12 protein-coding genes are annotated in these 15238 nt (G+C 53.2%); 4 read left to right on the top strand and 8 right to left on the bottom strand.

The features are described 5' to 3' along the window. Positions 1-49: 49 nt before the first annotated feature. On the bottom strand, positions 50-631 hold the full coding sequence (locus BLW21_RS00270; RefSeq protein ID WP_092736699.1) for an L-threonylcarbamoyladenylate synthase: 582 nt from the start codon (positions 629-631) through the stop codon (positions 50-52). Positions 632-1073: 442 nt separating this feature from the next. Here BLW21_RS00270 and BLW21_RS00265 point away from each other — a divergent pair, with 442 nt between their 5' ends. Beyond that, positions 1074-1781: an outer membrane beta-barrel protein gene (locus BLW21_RS00265; protein ID WP_092736697.1), complete on the top strand. Its 708-nt coding sequence runs from the start codon at positions 1074-1076 to the stop codon at positions 1779-1781. A gap of 78 nt (positions 1782-1859) precedes the next feature. On the opposite strand, the gene mce is transcribed toward BLW21_RS00265, so the two are convergent. Beyond that, positions 1860-2270 (bottom strand): methylmalonyl-CoA epimerase, encoded by a 411-nt coding sequence (gene mce / locus BLW21_RS00260; protein ID WP_092736695.1) that lies wholly within the window; start codon positions 2268-2270, stop codon positions 1860-1862. A gap of 157 nt (positions 2271-2427) precedes the next feature. Here mce and BLW21_RS00255 point away from each other — a divergent pair, with 157 nt between their 5' ends. From BLW21_RS00255 to BLW21_RS00245, 3 genes are all read left to right on the top strand, one after another. Next, the gene (locus BLW21_RS00255) at positions 2428-3642 is read left to right on the top strand and encodes an IscS subfamily cysteine desulfurase (RefSeq protein ID WP_092736693.1); all 1215 of its coding nucleotides are present in this window, start codon (positions 2428-2430) and stop codon (positions 3640-3642) included. A 108-nt stretch (positions 3643-3750) separates the two neighbouring features. Continuing rightward, positions 3751-4167 carry a Fe-S cluster assembly scaffold IscU gene (gene iscU, locus BLW21_RS00250; protein WP_088464844.1) on the top strand — a complete coding sequence of 139 codons (417 nt, stop codon included), beginning with the start codon at positions 3751-3753 and terminating at the stop codon, positions 4165-4167. Between the two features lie 114 nt (positions 4168-4281). Continuing rightward, entirely contained in the window at positions 4282-4608 is a 327-nt protein-coding gene (locus BLW21_RS00245) for a HesB/IscA family protein (RefSeq protein ID WP_092736691.1), read from the top strand. Between the two features lie 88 nt (positions 4609-4696). On the opposite strand, the gene BLW21_RS00240 is transcribed toward BLW21_RS00245, so the two are convergent. From BLW21_RS00240 to BLW21_RS00215, 6 genes are all read right to left on the bottom strand, one after another. Continuing rightward, a complete protein-coding gene (locus BLW21_RS00240; protein ID WP_092736689.1) occupies positions 4697-7537 on the bottom strand; it encodes a T9SS type A sorting domain-containing protein in 2841 nt (946 codons plus the stop codon). A 168-nt stretch (positions 7538-7705) separates the two neighbouring features. Then, entirely contained in the window at positions 7706-10858 is a 3153-nt protein-coding gene (locus BLW21_RS00235; RefSeq protein WP_092736687.1) for a T9SS type A sorting domain-containing protein, read from the bottom strand. A 591-nt stretch (positions 10859-11449) separates the two neighbouring features. Continuing rightward, the gene (locus BLW21_RS00230) at positions 11450-12976 is read right to left on the bottom strand and encodes a carboxypeptidase-like regulatory domain-containing protein (protein ID WP_175470801.1); all 1527 of its coding nucleotides are present in this window, start codon (positions 12974-12976) and stop codon (positions 11450-11452) included. Positions 12977-13060: 84 nt separating this feature from the next. Then, positions 13061-13444 carry a curli-like amyloid fiber formation chaperone CsgH gene (gene csgH, locus BLW21_RS00225; RefSeq protein ID WP_092736683.1) on the bottom strand — a complete coding sequence of 128 codons (384 nt, stop codon included), beginning with the start codon at positions 13442-13444 and terminating at the stop codon, positions 13061-13063. A 180-nt stretch (positions 13445-13624) separates the two neighbouring features. Beyond that, positions 13625-14224, bottom strand: coding sequence for a hypothetical protein (locus tag BLW21_RS00220; protein WP_092736681.1), 600 nt, complete (start codon positions 14222-14224; stop codon positions 13625-13627). A gap of 138 nt (positions 14225-14362) precedes the next feature. Then, on the bottom strand, positions 14363-15127 hold the full coding sequence (locus BLW21_RS00215; protein WP_092736679.1) for a hypothetical protein: 765 nt from the start codon (positions 15125-15127) through the stop codon (positions 14363-14365). Between the last annotated feature and the right edge of the window lie 111 nt (positions 15128-15238).

The raw sequence follows: 15238 nt of genomic DNA, 5'->3' as shown, positions 1-15238 counted from the left end.
CTGCATCCCCCAAACGTAACCTCCTGTCGAGCTTGTTTTTTTTGGGTAGCTACTCCCGCACCGTTTCCAGCGTACCGTTGGGCAGTACCCGCACTACCCGCGAAGGCACGGCGCGGGTCGGGTCGTCCTGGCGCCAGCTCACTACATAATCGACTTTCCGGACCAGCTCGGGCGCTATTTCACTGAACATGGCCGGGGAGGCTTCGCCGCTGAGATTGGCCGAGGTAGACACCAGCCCGTGGCCCAGCCGCCGCAACACCAGCCGGCAGAATTCATCATCGAGCACCACACGCAACCCAATAGTGCCATCGGGGGCCAGCAGGTTGGAAGCCAGGTGGCGGCTACCGGGCACGATGTACGTGGTTGGCCGGGTTTGAGCAGCCAGCAGCTCGGGCAGATTATCGGGCACCACGGCGGCGTAGCGGGCAAACATAGACTCGTCGGCCACCAGCACAATACAGGCCTTTTCAGCCGGCCGGTTCTTGAGCTTATATATCTGTTCCACGCCCCGAGACAGTTCGGCGTCGCAGCCCAGCCCCCATATCGTGTCGGTCGGGTAAAGTATCACCTGTTGCAGCAGCAGCGCGTCTACGGCCGAATCGGCCTCAGAACGCAGGAATTTGGGAATCATAGGCTTGGAAGTTTGGGGAGTTCGGGGTTATCTGAACTTAGTCAAAGCTGTCTAGAAAGCCCAAAGAACGCCATGCCTTAGCTGGCGTCCGCTGGTCGAAGCATGATGCGCTAACTTGATTCCGGGCGCTTCCTAAACAGCTTCATTATTTCGTGTCGTAGTACAGGGCCTGTTGCGGCCTGCTTTGTACGGTAACCCTTGTACGGTTTTGTCAGCTTTCAGACAATACCCACGCTCAAAGCCGTCAGCCTCAACTACGGGCGGGCAAGACCCAAGGCCCGACAATTAAAAGCGCAATTACTTGATACATAACCGTAATACGGAGTCCACACCCGGCCAGTGAGCCAGCGTTTCATTGCCGGAGGAAAGGTACTGTAGCTTCTGCACAGGGCATGAAGTTTCTCCCTACATTAGCGGCACTTTTAGTCCTACTCTTCACTCCATGTTTAAACTTTTATGCTGCAGCCTGCTGGCACTGCCTTTGGCGGCCAGCGCCCAGACTTCCGGCACTGCCTCATTCACCCCTAAAGTGTATGTTGGCCTGGGCGTAAATGCCGGCCGCTATTACGATAAGCGTGTTGGCTATCCTCTCAGTTCTGACCTGATCTACTCGCCTTCGATAATAGCTGGCATACGGCTGCTACCGAGCCTCGCCCTGCAGCTTAGCGCTACCACCTACGACTACCGGCGGCAGTACACGGCCCCAATCAACAACTATGCGCAGGACCCAAACAACCCCATTGTTGGCTATGTAAGTGGCACAACCAAGCGTCGCTACTATGTTCTGCCGCTGCTGGCCCGTTACACGTTTAAAAACAACTCCCAACGAGCACGCTTCGATGCCCTGGCAGGTGCCAGCATCTATCATAGCCGCGAACAGTCCACTACGACTCTCTCCGATACCCAGAACCGAATCACGGACCGGTACGACTATTCGCGCACTGGCACCTATGCCAGTCTCTTGCTGGGCGCCGGACTTCGGTATGCCATAGCTCCGCGATTGGAGGCCGCGAGCGAATTGCGCGCGAATGTGTTCTATTTCGGGTACAGCGGTGCCATCGACCCAAATCTGGAGATTAGTCTTCGCTACTGCTTCGGCAAGTTGGCCACCCAAAATGCCTCCGCTACCTCATCCCTTCCGGGAAAATAAGAACAGCAGAAGTGCCTGGCGCTACACTTTATAGTATCAGGCTACTAAAGGAGGTCGTGGTCATTACTATGCCCACTTTCACAAATCCTCCACCGACTGGCACAATTCAACCAGTACGCCAGCGGCCGATTTGGGATGGACAAAGCAGACGAGCTTGTTATCGGCACCGCGTTTAGGCTCCTCGTTGAGCAGCGTGAAGCCGGCGGCCCGCAGCCGCACCATTTCAGCCCGGATGTCATCTACCTCGAAGGCAACGTGATGAATACCTTCGGACTTCTTAGCCAGAAACTTGGTGATGGCGCTGTCGGGTGAGGTGCCGGCCAGCAGCTCTATTTTAGAACCGCCGACCTGGAAGAAAACCGTGTCTACGGCTTCGGAGGACACGTGCTCGCGCTTGTAGGGCGGCTGGCCGAGCAGCGTGGTATAGAGGGCCGTAGCCGCTTCAAGGTCGTTAACGGCCAGGCCGAGGTGCTCAAAATTGGTAAACATGCGGAGGGAATAGCAGGCAGCCGCTGCCGGATAGCGCGGCTTCTTTGGATTTGTTCTACTTTTGCAGGTACGAATGTAGGGCGAAACTAAACCTGTTTGCCGGGTTTTGTGTTCTACCTACGAATGATTCTCCGCTGACAAACCAGAACTCCGGGCTATGCTCAAATTACCCATTTACCTCGATAACAACGCCACAACGCCCCTCGACCCGCGGGTTCTGGAGGCCATGATGCCGTACCTGACCGAGGTATTCGGCAACGCCGCCTCGCGTAACCACCCCTTCGGATGGGCCGCCGAGGAAGCCGTAGACTATGCCCGCGAGCAGATTGCCGGCCTTATCAGCTGCGACCCCAAGGAAATTATCTTTACCTCGGGGGCTACTGAATCCGATAACCTCGCCATTAAGGGCATCTTCGAGATGTACGCCCAGAAGGGCAACCACATCATCACGACTACCACCGAGCATAAAGCAGTACTCGACACTTGCAAGCACATCGAGAAAATCGGTGGCAAGGTTACCTACTTGCCCGTGAATTCGGAAGGCCTCATCAGCTTGGCTGATCTGGAGGCTGCCATGACGCCGGAGACGATTCTGGTGACCATCATGTACGGCAACAATGAGACGGGCACTATCCAGCCCATCCGCGAAATTGCCGCCATTGCCCACAAGCACGGTGCCCTGTTCATGACCGATGGCACCCAGGCCGTAGGCAAGATTCCGGTAGACGTGCAGGCTGATGGCATCGACCTGATGGCTTTCACGGCCCATAAGATGTACGGCCCTAAGGGTGTGGGTGCTATGTATGTGCGCCGCAAGAATCCCCGGGTAAAAGTTACCGCCCAGATGGACGGTGGCGGCCACGAGCGTGGCATGCGCTCGGGTACCCTTAACGTACCCGGCATTGTAGGCTTGGGCAAGGCTTGTGAACTGGCTAAGCAGGAAATGGCCGCCGATGCTGAGCGCCTCGGTGCCATGCGCGACCGGCTCGAAAAAGCGCTGCTGACGCTGGAAGAAAGCTACGTGAACGGCTCGATAGAGCGCCGCCTGCCACACGTGGCCAACATCTCCTTCAAGTATGTGGAGGGCGAAGGCCTGATGATGGGCGTGAAGGATTTGGCGGTATCGTCGGGTTCGGCCTGCACCTCGGCCTCGCTGGAGCCGTCCTACGTGCTCAAGGCCCTTGGCCTGAGCGACGACTTGGCCCACAGTTCATTGCGCTTTGGCCTGAGCCGTTTTACTACCGATGAGCAAATCGACTATGCCATCAACCACGTAAAAGAAGCCGTGACGAAGCTGCGCGAGATGTCGCCTCTTTGGGAGATGTTCCAGGACGGCATCGACCTCGACAAAATTGAGTGGGCGGAACATTAATAGTCCTTGGAGCTCAGTTGTCGGTGCTTAGTTAATTCTAACCATCGACAATCAGCCACTTCCCTAAACACTAAGCACCATCAACCAAGCACTAAAAACAACAAAGCCATGGCTTACTCAGATAAAGTAATTGACCATTACAGCAACCCCCGCAACGTGGGCACGCTGGACAAAAGCAAGAAAAGCGTGGGTACGGGCCTCGTAGGAGCCCCCGAGTGCGGCGACGTCATGCGCCTGCAAATCGAGGTGGACGAGGCAACCAACACCATCACCGATGCCAAGTTCAAAACCTTCGGTTGCGGATCGGCCATTGCTTCTTCGTCGCTCGCCACGGAGTGGCTGAAAGGTAAAACTGTAGATGAGGCTTTGGCCATCGACAACATGGAGATTGTGGAGGAACTGGCGTTACCGCCCGTTAAAATCCATTGCTCGGTACTTGCCGAAGATGCTATTAAGTCGGCCATCAACGACTACCGCGTGAAGAACGGTATGCCCGAGTTGGAAATGGCCAAGTCGCACCACTAACTGGTTGTTGAGCTACTGAAGGCCTGTATCCTGAATTTTTTGTTCGGTTGATGTTGTTATCCTGGTATAATATTCAGGCAGTAAGCCTTTAAGAATCTTAAGCCCCCAATTGCCATGATTACCGTTTCGGATAAAGCAAAGGAGAAAGTAGAGAGGCTCATGCACGATGCAGAGTTGGATGCCACCTACCGCCTGCGGGCCTCGGTGGCCGGTGGTGGCTGCTCGGGCCTGAGCTATAAGCTTGATTTCGACAACGAAGTAAAGCCCATGGATCAGGAATTTGAAGACAAGGGCGTGAAGGTGGTAGTCGATATGAAAAGCTTCCTCTACCTGGCTGGCACCGAACTCGACTTCTCCGACGGCCTCAACGGAAAGGGGTTCTATTTCGACAACCCCAATGCCTCCCGCACCTGCGGCTGCGGCGAGAGTTTTTCGGTATAGCACCCGCTTTGCTAATTGTACACAAAAAAGGGTTCTACTAAATAGTAGAACCCTTTTTTGTGTGAGCAGTACGGCCATGACTTTAGATTTACTGTTTGACGATTTTGCGCATATCGTGCCCTGTTGGGGTCGTTATTTCCACCTGATACAGCCCGGCGGGTAGCATGGCCACATCAAGCACCGTTGTGCTGGTGGGCAGTTCTCCAACGAGCAACACACTTCCTGTGCTATTAATAACGCGGTAATGGGCTCCGGCCACGGACACTTCGACCCTCAACTCTGTTTGCACCGGGTTCGGGTACACGCGCACTTCGCCTGGGGCGGCCACACTTACCACTTCCGAATAGGCCTCCTTGCCATCGAGGTCGAGCTGGTGCAGACGATAGTAGCCAGTGCTGGGGAGCGGTTGGTAATCGAAAATAGTGTAATCGTGGCGGGCGTTGCTGTTACCCTGTGCAGCTACGGTAGCTATAGTGCGGAAATCCTGGCCCGTAGCTGAACGCTGCACCTCAAAACGGGCACTATTTAGCTCGGTGGCTGTAGCCCATCGGATTTGCACGTTTCCCGCCCGGCGCTCGGCCCCGAAGCGAAGCAACTGCACAGGCAGGGGGTTGACAGAAATGTCGGGGTCGGTGCTGGCTAGGGTGTACGTTTGAAAATCGCCTAGCCCTGCAAATGGTGCCGAAGTGAGCGTACCGGCTACGAATATATTGGCTGACGTACTAGGCCCGCTGGTATTGGCCGAGCGCCCCAAACTATTCCAACCAGTACCATCAGTGCGGGCCACTACCAACGAAGCCGCCATTGGATCAGTTACTTGGTCATCGGAGTCGAAACTGAGCATAACAGTACCTGCGAACTGCGCAGCGGTTAAGGCCGGTGAGGCGCTAATATCGAATCGGCGAACCTGTGAAACACGCTTAATCGCGTCGTTGAAAGCCAAGGGCGCTGGGCGTCCCTCCTGTTGCTCCACCATCACCAGCGTTTCACGATCAAGTTGAGCGGGCTGAAGCGTGATGGGCCGATAGTTGCCAGCTTTTCCTACCGGAAAGAATTGCATTGTAGTAGTACCAACGGGCAAATGCCGGGCCACCGGACCACTCACGTAGCTGCTGGCACTACCACCAGTTACAGTAGCCGTGGCCCCAAGCGTAGGCAGGTTTGTAGCCGAAGAGGTTAATACTCCACTTTGCAGGTTAAGCATTCCATTCACCCGAATCGGGGTCTGAAGCCGGATACCAGCAGTGTTGTTGAGGCTAAGTGTAGCCTGCGCGTCGAAGAGAATAGTGCTAGGCCCGTTAAGCAGTTGTTCCTGGGTACCGTTGAGCGTGATGGTGCTAGCCGTGATAGGACTGAATTGCAAACTCCCACCCGCTTCTACTACCACGTTGCCGCCAATGCGAATACCACCGGTCAGATTCAAGCCTACTTTCAGGTTAGCACCAACTCTCAGGTCGTTTTGAATTACTAGGGTTGCATTGCCGGTTAAGTTTGCTAAACCGGCACTCCCATTCGTTAACTCCAAGGTTCCGAATGTTCGGCCAGAAACAGAAAGAGTATTGCTGGCCAAAGCAAACTGATATATACTTCCGCTCTCGAAAACAGCGGACGCATTAGGCTGACTCGCGCCAAAAGCACTTCCTCCTCCCTCCTGCCGGAACGTAGCGCCGGCTTTGAACAATACCGATTGGCGATTAGCGGCTACGTCTCCGAAGGGACTGCCGAGAACTCCCGCTTCGGCTTCAAACAATGAGTTACTTCCAAATACAATGGCGCCCGGCGTTTGGCCCGTCAGCCTGTTGGCCGCCCCGCCCCCGGTTGTTTCCGAGGCTACTCGGCCGTTGATGAAGGCTGTTTCGCCTGCGGTTATGTTGAGTACAATCTCCGCTCCGCCCGCCCCACGCAATGTGAGTACCGAACCGGCTCCGATGATCAGGTCGTCGCCCGGCAAACCGCCATCGATACTGAGAGTGCGGGGAGTACCGGAATTCAGGAACACTACGCTGACCAGATTGCGTAGCTGCAATTGCCCAATAAGCTGGGTGGGAGCAGCGAAATCCAGTGCTATGGCTACCGGACGGGCAATGTTTGCATCAAAGACCAGAATATCGGTGGCCGCGGGCGCAATGCGGGCAGGCGACCAGTTGGCAGCGCTACTCCAACTGCCGTTGGTATCCTGCCCCGTCCAGACATACGTGTTGGCCGCCTGATTACTGGTAGACGAAATGGTTATATCATCGACATTGAACCGGGTGTTGGTATCGGTATCCTGGCTGGTGATTACTACTCGAATGTTCCCGTTTACGTTGGCAGCGAAGGTGTATGTCTGTAAACTGGTGGTTACGGTAACCGGGGCACTCGTGTAGGCCGCCGTACCCGTTGTGGCTCCGTTATCAAAAACCTGTACGACGAAAGTGGCGAGGTTTTCGGCAGTTGCGGTACTGGCGTATGCGGCTGCTTTGAGCGTAATTGTGCCGGCTCCATTCGGCTTGTCGAAGTTCATCGCCAAAGACCCTTTTTCGCGTATGCGTGAGGTCTTGCCTCCGTTACCAAAGTCACTTTCATTTACGTTAGCAATAAGCGCATCGGTTAGGGTCCATTCGCCACTGGCAAGACTCACGTTTGCACTCGTGTAGCCTTGCTTTGAGCCGGTTTCGAAACCTTCCGTTAGGTCCGCGAGTGGTACTACAGCTATACGGGAGGTTTCTGAAGTCGCCCGTACTGCCTCACTTTTACTAACTGTATTAACCGCTGCGGCAACTCTGGCGCAACCGGGCGGCAAGCTGTTGCCTATTGGCAGATTCCTACCTTCAGTATCTACCAGCAGTGCCCACCCCACTCCCGGGCACAAAAGCAACGCGACCAGTAATACAACTAACAGCCTCATCGGCGCCACCTGATTAGGGCAAAAAGTAGTAATCTGTTTCATAGCGATGGGATAAACACGTGACGCCAACTACCATACTCGTTTGTTAATTATACTAATTTTTAATCTTATTATTATATAAATTGCAAAATATTTGTGTTTTAAACCAAAAAGAGCGCCTCCCACAATGGGAGGCGCTCTTTTTGATTTACTTAACAGCTAACCCTGGGTTTATAGCTTCACAACGCGGCGAGTCACCTTCGTGTTGCCTTTGCCAACTGTTACCAAGTAGGTACCAACCTTCAGGTTGCCCATATCCAGCTTGCCGTCAGCGCGCAACTGCTGAGTCTGTACCGTACGACCCGACAGGTCGGTGATAGTTGCCGATACGCCTTCTGTACCACCATTCATTGTGATAGTGAGCACATTAGCGACCGGGTTAGGGTACATAACTACCTCACCAGCTTTAAGCAAGCTTACCGAAACAATGTTGCTGTAGCTAGTTTTGCCATCCAGATCCACCTGCTTGAGGCGGTAGTATGACACGCCATTCAGCGGCTGGCGGTCTACTTCGTTGTACACGGTGGTAGCGTTGGTAGTACCCTGACCAGCACGCGTGAGGATGGTTTCGAACGTACGGCTGTCGCGGCTACGCTCTACCGTAAACTGCTTATTGTTGAGTTCTGAAGCAGTTTCCCAACGGATAGCTACCTGCGAACCACTCACCTTGGCCGAGAACGAAACCAGCGTTACAGGCAGTGGTGGGTTACCAGGGGCTATGATGCCGGGAATCTCGCTTGGTACTGGCGGCGAAAGGTAATTCTCGGCACCAGGAACCGCAATGTTCAGGTCGTTCTGAATGTTGTTGTATTCAAACGTGTAGAAGTAATACGTAACCGCTGGGTTAAACCCATCAATAACAACTGTGCTATTAGCACCCGAATACACTACGAAGAAGCCAGGGGCAATCGTCGGACCTTCTCCGTACTTTTGGTTACCCGTCGTGTAGGGTGTACCATCCACAGGTCGGATGGTGGGCGGCAGGGTCGGCGCTTCGCTGGCTACAATCAGCCGGCCTTCTCCGTAACCCAAAGCCGCATAGTTAGGAGGCAGGTTGAATGTAACTGTCACCTTATCGTTGTCTCTTACCACGTTGGCAGTGCTACGCAGCGTAGGCTCAGTATCAATCGAGCGGCCTGAAAGCAGGTCATTCACCCCGATGGCTTGGGTTGTCGTGTTAGCGAAGTCGTTGCTTTGGAATTGCAGCGTCGATTGGCCAGTGCCCAAGTAGGTTGGGGCATAACGCACGTAAATCGGCTGGTTAACCAAATAGGTCGACGAATTAGGCGTCAGCGTTACACTGCTACCAAACAACACATTGTCCAACGACAGCTCAAACTGCTGGGAGTTGCTAACGTTGAGTGGATTAGACGACAGCAGTTTCGTGATAGTGATAGGCTGCAATACCCGCTTAGCATTAATTGTTAGCGCCTGCGAACCAGATTTGGTATTGAGTACCACGTTACGAACCTCCACAAAGGGATTCTCAATCTGGATGCTGGGTTCACTGGTGCCGTTGGCCTGCACTGCCTGAGAGGTAGCAGGATTGCTGGAATTGATGATAACCGACGTGGTGCTAAGAGCCGATGGAGGCAGGAAACGCACGTAAACCGCTGTTCTGGCCACATCACCGCCGCTGGTTAGCGGTATGGTAAATGAGTTGCCGGTACCGGTGACACCCGCAAAGTTGGGATCGAGCGAAACCTGGAAGTACTGTGGAGCAGCAATCAGAAGTCCCTGCAACAGATTAGTGCCGGTTACAAAGTACGATTGCACATCAGAAGCCACACCAGGTACAGTAGAGAACTGTGCCAATACGCCATCGACATTGATGGTGGAGTTACCGCCGAGGCTGTTAGCTGTAATGGTAACAACCTTATCTGCAGCGCCTAAGCTGGAAGCCGTAATAGTACCAGCGAAACTACCACTGGCAACAGGAGCTACCAGCTTCACCTGGATTTCTCGCAACGACACGGTTCCATCGACCGGATTAATAATAATAGGTCCGTTCACAAAATCACCACCTGCCGAAGCGTCGCGGAAGACGATATTGTTGTTGGAGCCAGTTAGAACCAGCGGAGCCGCCAAGTTGCCGGCATTAATCGAGAAGGCCAAAACCTGGGCCGAGCCGCTTCCTGTAACCGTCTGGAAGTCCAGGGTAGTAGGGCTAACTACGATGAATGGGCCGTTGGGGGCTGCCGTAGCCTGACCCGTAACAGCAACACCTGTGCTTGCTCCACCGTTGCCAGTAGTAACAACCGTAATAGTAGAGTTATAATTACCTGCAGAAGCCGGAGCGAAACGTGCCTGTAGAGTGGCGTCAACTTGGTTGTTGGTGGGGGTAAGCGTAACGCTCTGCACAAAATTACCACTTGTACCCAAACGGATAACAAAGCCATTTGGAGCAGTTACTATAACATTAGAGGTAGTATTTCGCCCTGTAACCACAAATTCTTGTGGAGCAGACACCTGGCCTGCCTGTAGCGTAGCAAAATTCAGCGGCGTTGGGGCTGCTGACAGTGTAGCAGGCGGTAAGGTGCCTACGCCCGAAACACCTGTATTACGGGTAGTGGCGTCTTCACTGGTAAATGTAATGTCGCCCACATAATTCAGCGCCGCGGTCGGAACAAAAACCACATCTACAATAGCATTGCTGACCCCTCCATTAGGACTGGCCGGAATACTAGTTTGAGTAGCGTAAGCACCACCATTGTAGCTGACCTGAAAACCAGCGGGGGCAGTAACAGTAATAGGAGCCGTCAACGAAGTAGCGTTAACCGTTACACTCATCGGCGTCGATGTCGAATTTACCTGCTGACTACCGAAAGAGAGTGATGTTGTGCTGATGGTAATAGTAGGAGTGCCTACTGTGCCGGTACCTTGTACAAAAATATTTTCCGAAATCGACTGGAAAGAACTATTTGTACCTGTCACAACAATTCGACCATCAGAAAAGCCCACGGCTGTGGTGCCTACTGCTGTAGGTCGGAATCGAACATACAAAGCACCGCCTGTAGTGGGCAGTGTTACTAATTGACCAAACGTCACATTATCAGCTGACCCTTCGAAGGAAGGAGCATTAGAAAAGCTAACAGAGATGTTTCCAACTAGGCTGTTACCTGTAATAGTGTACTGTTTAGCAGGAGATGACACCATGCCGACAGCTACAGAACCGTAGTTATCAGGTGCTGAGAAAGTAGTGGAAGGCGTAATTACCAAGTTTTGCGCTTGTCCCAGCAATGGGACAAACAAGAGCAGAGCCAATAAGGCCCATAAGCGACCGGCTAGGCTAGGGTTAATACTGCTTAAGTAGTTCTTTTTCATTTTTCTAGTGCGCGGATTGTTTACGAAATGGAAGATGTTTTCAAGGCAAGTTGCAGTGTTAGAGGCTCTAACAGCAACGAGTGTGCCAGTTTTGAACAGAACTTTTTGTTAGTGAATAGTGGACAGCGTATTATACGTGCCTACATTTAGCTTGGATTATGATTTATCTTCTTTCTTGTCATACATTTTTTATATTGGCATACCTCTTATCTACAAACTCAACCCAACATTCACACACTTAATCCACTTGCTCACACATATTACATACATAATACAATTACGTATGATTATATAACAATTTACTATCAGTCAACTATTTACACGCAGCAATATTTTTTATCACCACGATAGCAAGCACCCCAATTTGTCCTTCATCACTGTAGTCCGAGGCAAAGCTAGGTAGCATTTTCCATATAATTGCGTAAAAGCAAATAACTGATTATATAACAATTCATATATCTCTCCACAGCAGACACTCCTGAGTCTATAATGTAGGCTCAGGAGTTCAGGCCCGTAGCTGAGCCAATAACGCAATAGGGGCAGTCAGCATTGCTGCTGACTGCCCCTATTGCGTTGTTTTTTTGCCGGCTGCTACTTCCAGTCGGGCATGGTAGCATTTTCAAATAACCGGACCCGGCTACGGCCACTCAAGTCGACCGTAAAAATTTCAGGCACTGACTGTGCTACGTTGTTTACCTGCACGAAAATTATCCGGGCCCCATCGGGCGAGTAGTGTGGGAGGACGTCGTTGAAGCCAGCAGGTTTGGTAGAGTTAGCAGTACTACCACCCGAACCAGACGATACATCGACTAATCCGCTACCATCAAGGTTCTGCGTGAAAATGTGCGCGTTTAACTGCCGGCCAGCGCCATCATTGAACGCATCTACGTCGCGGGTGTACACAATACGCTGCCCATCGACGCTAAACGAAGGAGAATCCAGGCGGCCAGGCACGTTGCCAATAATCTGCGTGAAATTCGAGCCGTCGGCGTTGAGCAGGTAGAATTCCGAATCGTAGATGCTGACGCCCACCGTCTGCACCACAATGCGGTTGCCCTGCCCCGTCCAGTTGCACTCGCGGAAATGGCGCTCGGCCGGTGCTGTAGCCAATAGCATTAAACCCGTGCCGTCACGGTTGATGCGGTATAGCTTGTTATAACTGCTATAAATAAGCTGTCCTCCATCAGGAGACCAGCTGTAGCCGATTCCCTGGTTGAAATAGCCGTCTACGGGTTGTAGAGTAATCTGCCGTACATCGGAGCCGTCGCGGTTCATCGTATAGAGTTGGAACTGGCCCGTAGCGTTAGAGGTATAGGCAATCCGGTCGCGATTGGGACTGAGTTGGGGACTGGATTCTACGAAGGGCGATGTAGTTAGGCGAGTAAGCGTGGTACCGGTTTCGTTGCTGGAATAAATATCAGTGTTCCCATTTTCAGTGCGCACAAACAGGTAGCGGTTGTCGGGCTGCGCACCAGTGCGGAAGCTCCACACCGGCGAACGAGCTGAACTCCCACTAGCGTTACGCACTGTTACCTGCCAGAAGTAGGTGGTATTATAGCTCAACTGGGTAGCCTGCACGGTGGTATCGCGGCTATTGGTGAGCAGGTTGCGAGCGGTACCATTGGTCCCTTGATACAGCGCCACGTCATAACGCAGCGAATCGCCTTGGCTGGCCCCAACCGGGTGCCATTCCAATAGCACGCTAGGCCCAGGTATAGTCGCCTGATCAGCTGGAGAGGGCCGCGCAGGCGGAGAAGGCGGGGAGGCTGACAGATTCTTCTCCAGCACAATAGCTACTGCTGTCGAAGATTCATTTTCCACGGTTACGGCTACCGTTACAGAGCGGTAGTCTGCTTTGGAAGCTGCAATAGTCAGGCGGCCAGTAGGTACACCTGTCAACTCAAAATTGCCCTGGCTATCGGTTACAACTGAAGACGTGGCGGGCGTTGAGGTAATGGAGGCGTTGGCAAGCGGCTGGTTGTTACGGGCGTCGCGCACAGTACCGGTTATCTTGCCATATAGCAAGGGCTCGACCGGATTGTCCTCGCAGCCCGTGAGCCACAATGTACAGAAGCCTAGTAACAGCCACAGCGTTCGGAAGCGGATGGGAAGCAGCATGAATGAGAGCATAATGCAATGAAAAAAAAGCCCCCCTCTATCCTATTAGCTACCTGGGGCCGCTAGGAAATGGGGAGCTTAAAACTACTTATTCCCGGGCTCATAGCGCACCGAGTCCTGCGCTAGTAAAACATTGTGTGCATCAAAAACGCGCAGGTGGCTAATGTAGGTAGTTTGGTCATCAATATTTACCTGCGCGCTGGACAATACGACCGACTGGCCGGCAGCCAACTCGAATTCGCCGCCTTGCTTGCTCGTAGAGCGCCCGCCGGAGGATTGACGCTCCAAGCTCATTTCGTAGCGGTAGCGGCCATGAGCGCTTGCCCGACTGCTGCAATTGCCGGTCATTTCAAGCATATTGCCGCGGGGCGTGGCCTGCAGCCAGGCCCGGCAGGGCGGGCTTGGGGTGGCTTGGCTTACGCCAAGCACAACAGCCCAGCCCGCCATGAAAAGGAGGATAGTATGCATGGCTTTTTTTGTTATTTATGAACGTCAAATATACCTTTTTTCAGAAATGGAGTACTATTCAAGTTTGACTATTTACTGGATTAACCTAGTCAATGGCCTTAACGCACAAACACCCGCCACTTCAGCAGGGCGGGTGTTTGTGCGTTAAGGCCGACCAGTAAATGGCAATCAGCAAATGTTCTATTGACCAATGCGGCCATTTTGAATAGAGAGCTGAATACCGTTGCCACGCATCTCCACCTCATAACGCGGAGGAGCCAACGATTCAGTACCGGTTTGCCGGAGCTGGTTGTTGTTTCCTAGCTGCGTCAGTTTAAAGTCCGTCTGGTTGGTCGTTACATCGCGCACCAGGCGGTTATCGTTGCCAATCTGGTTGAGCTTGGTAGTATTGTTGTCACCATTTACCTTGCTCGTAGCCTGGTTGCCCTGCCCAAACTGGTTGATAGTAGTAGTATTGCCACTACCCTTCTGGGCAAGAGTTGCTTCATTAGAGAAACCTACCTGCGTAATGTAGGCTTGGTTAACTAGGTTGCCCGAGTTGTTTTGTTCGGCCCTAGCCTTATTGAAGTCACCCAACTGCACCAGTTTTGCCAGGTTCCTGGTATTAGCCAGTGAAGGGCTCAACAGCCCGTCGCTGGCCGAAAGGCCAAAATCTTCAACCAGACGCTGAGAGGCGCTGCCGGCTTCGCTGAGGCCCTCCTGCTGCGCCTGCGCCACATTGGCCCAACTCAGCAGCCCGGCCAACAGGCCGGCGGATACGAAAAAACGGAGTTGTTTCATAGGATGGGAAGTTAAGCAAAGTTCGACAGATTACCTGCTGAACAGTAACAGGCATTGGCCGGGCTCTTTTCTCCGGCGAGAAAAGAAACCCGGCCGTTGCTACCTGTTGAGTAGGCTTACTTTGCTACACCCGAAGGCCTAGCGACGGTTCTGCATTACCAGAGCCTGGTTGCTGTCGCCACCTTGCTCGATGCAGCTACGCTGGCCACTGATGGAGGAAGCTACGTTGGCCAGCCCACCCTGCTGGGTTACAGCAATGTTGTCGTTACCAACCTGCGACTGAGTAGCGGCGCTACCGTTTACACGCTGGAAGATGCTGCCGCTGTTACGGTTGCCAACTTGGTTCTGCGAAGCATAGTTGTCGTTGCCGTAGGTTTTGATGTCAGCGTTGTTGTCGTTGCCAGCCTGGTTCTGCTCAGCCCAGTTTCTGTTGCCGTTCGCCACAGGGCGGAGCACTGCTTGTCCATCGATCTGGTCGACGTTGATGCCGGCCTTGTTCCGGTCGCCGCGCTGGAGCTGGAGCGTAGTGTTACGGTCGCCCCACACGACGGCCTGGGCCTGGTTGGAAGCACCGGTTTGTACCTGCAGGCCGTAGTTACGGTCGCCTTCACGCTGGTAGAGTGCGGCGCGGTTGCCGGTACCCGACTGGTCAACTACTGCCCGGTTATCGTCTCCACGGTTCAGACCCGAACCGCCTTGTACTACTACCGAGCAGTTGTCGATAGCGGCCAGAGCAGGCGTGCCATTAGGGTTGGTCTGGCTGGCAGCGCTAGTCATAGGTGCGGCAGGCTCGCAACCGATGCAGGCATTAATTGCGCGGAAGGTTTCGCGGGTACCCGACTGGGCGTAAGCGGAGCTGGCGAACAGAACGGCAGCAGCGGCTAGGAGTTGTACTTTTTTCATGGTAATGGGGGAAAAAAGGGTGAAAAATGAGGGGAAAATTTTCAGTAGGTGGGCAGCTGCTCAAAAGAAACTATTCCTTCTTTCGATTATCCTTGCCCTTTGATTGAGACA

Origin of the sequence: Hymenobacter psychrophilus, from assembly GCF_900107135.1 — a bacterium.
Classification (GTDB): domain Bacteria; phylum Bacteroidota; class Bacteroidia; order Cytophagales; family Hymenobacteraceae; genus Hymenobacter; species Hymenobacter psychrophilus.
This window is presented reverse-complemented; position numbering and strand designations above follow the sequence as displayed.

Bases quoted from the DNA above. Each gene is read 5' to 3' on its own strand.
- mce (WP_092736695.1), bottom strand. From the start codon at position 2,270: ATGTTTACCAATTTTGAGCACCTCGGCCTGGCCGTTAACGACCTTGAA.
- BLW21_RS00235 (WP_092736687.1), bottom strand. From the start codon at position 10,858: ATGAAAAAGAACTACTTAAGCAGTATTAACCCTAGCCTAGCCGGTCGC.
- BLW21_RS00230 (WP_175470801.1), bottom strand. From the start codon at position 12,976: ATGCTGCTTCCCATCCGCTTCCGAACGCTGTGGCTGTTACTAGGCTTC.
- BLW21_RS00265 (WP_092736697.1), top strand. From the start codon at position 1,074: ATGTTTAAACTTTTATGCTGCAGCCTGCTGGCACTGCCTTTGGCGGCC.
- BLW21_RS00270 (WP_092736699.1), bottom strand. From the start codon at position 631: ATGATTCCCAAATTCCTGCGTTCTGAGGCCGATTCGGCCGTAGACGCG.
- BLW21_RS00215 (WP_092736679.1), bottom strand. From the start codon at position 15,127: ATGAAAAAAGTACAACTCCTAGCCGCTGCTGCCGTTCTGTTCGCCAGC.
- BLW21_RS00220 (WP_092736681.1), bottom strand. From the start codon at position 14,224: ATGAAACAACTCCGTTTTTTCGTATCCGCCGGCCTGTTGGCCGGGCTG.
- csgH (WP_092736683.1), bottom strand. From the start codon at position 13,444: ATGCATACTATCCTCCTTTTCATGGCGGGCTGGGCTGTTGTGCTTGGC.
- BLW21_RS00255 (WP_092736693.1), top strand. From the start codon at position 2,428: ATGCTCAAATTACCCATTTACCTCGATAACAACGCCACAACGCCCCTC.
- iscU (WP_088464844.1), top strand. From the start codon at position 3,751: ATGGCTTACTCAGATAAAGTAATTGACCATTACAGCAACCCCCGCAAC.
- BLW21_RS00240 (WP_092736689.1), bottom strand. From the start codon at position 7,537: ATGAAACAGATTACTACTTTTTGCCCTAATCAGGTGGCGCCGATGAGG.
- BLW21_RS00245 (WP_092736691.1), top strand. From the start codon at position 4,282: ATGATTACCGTTTCGGATAAAGCAAAGGAGAAAGTAGAGAGGCTCATG.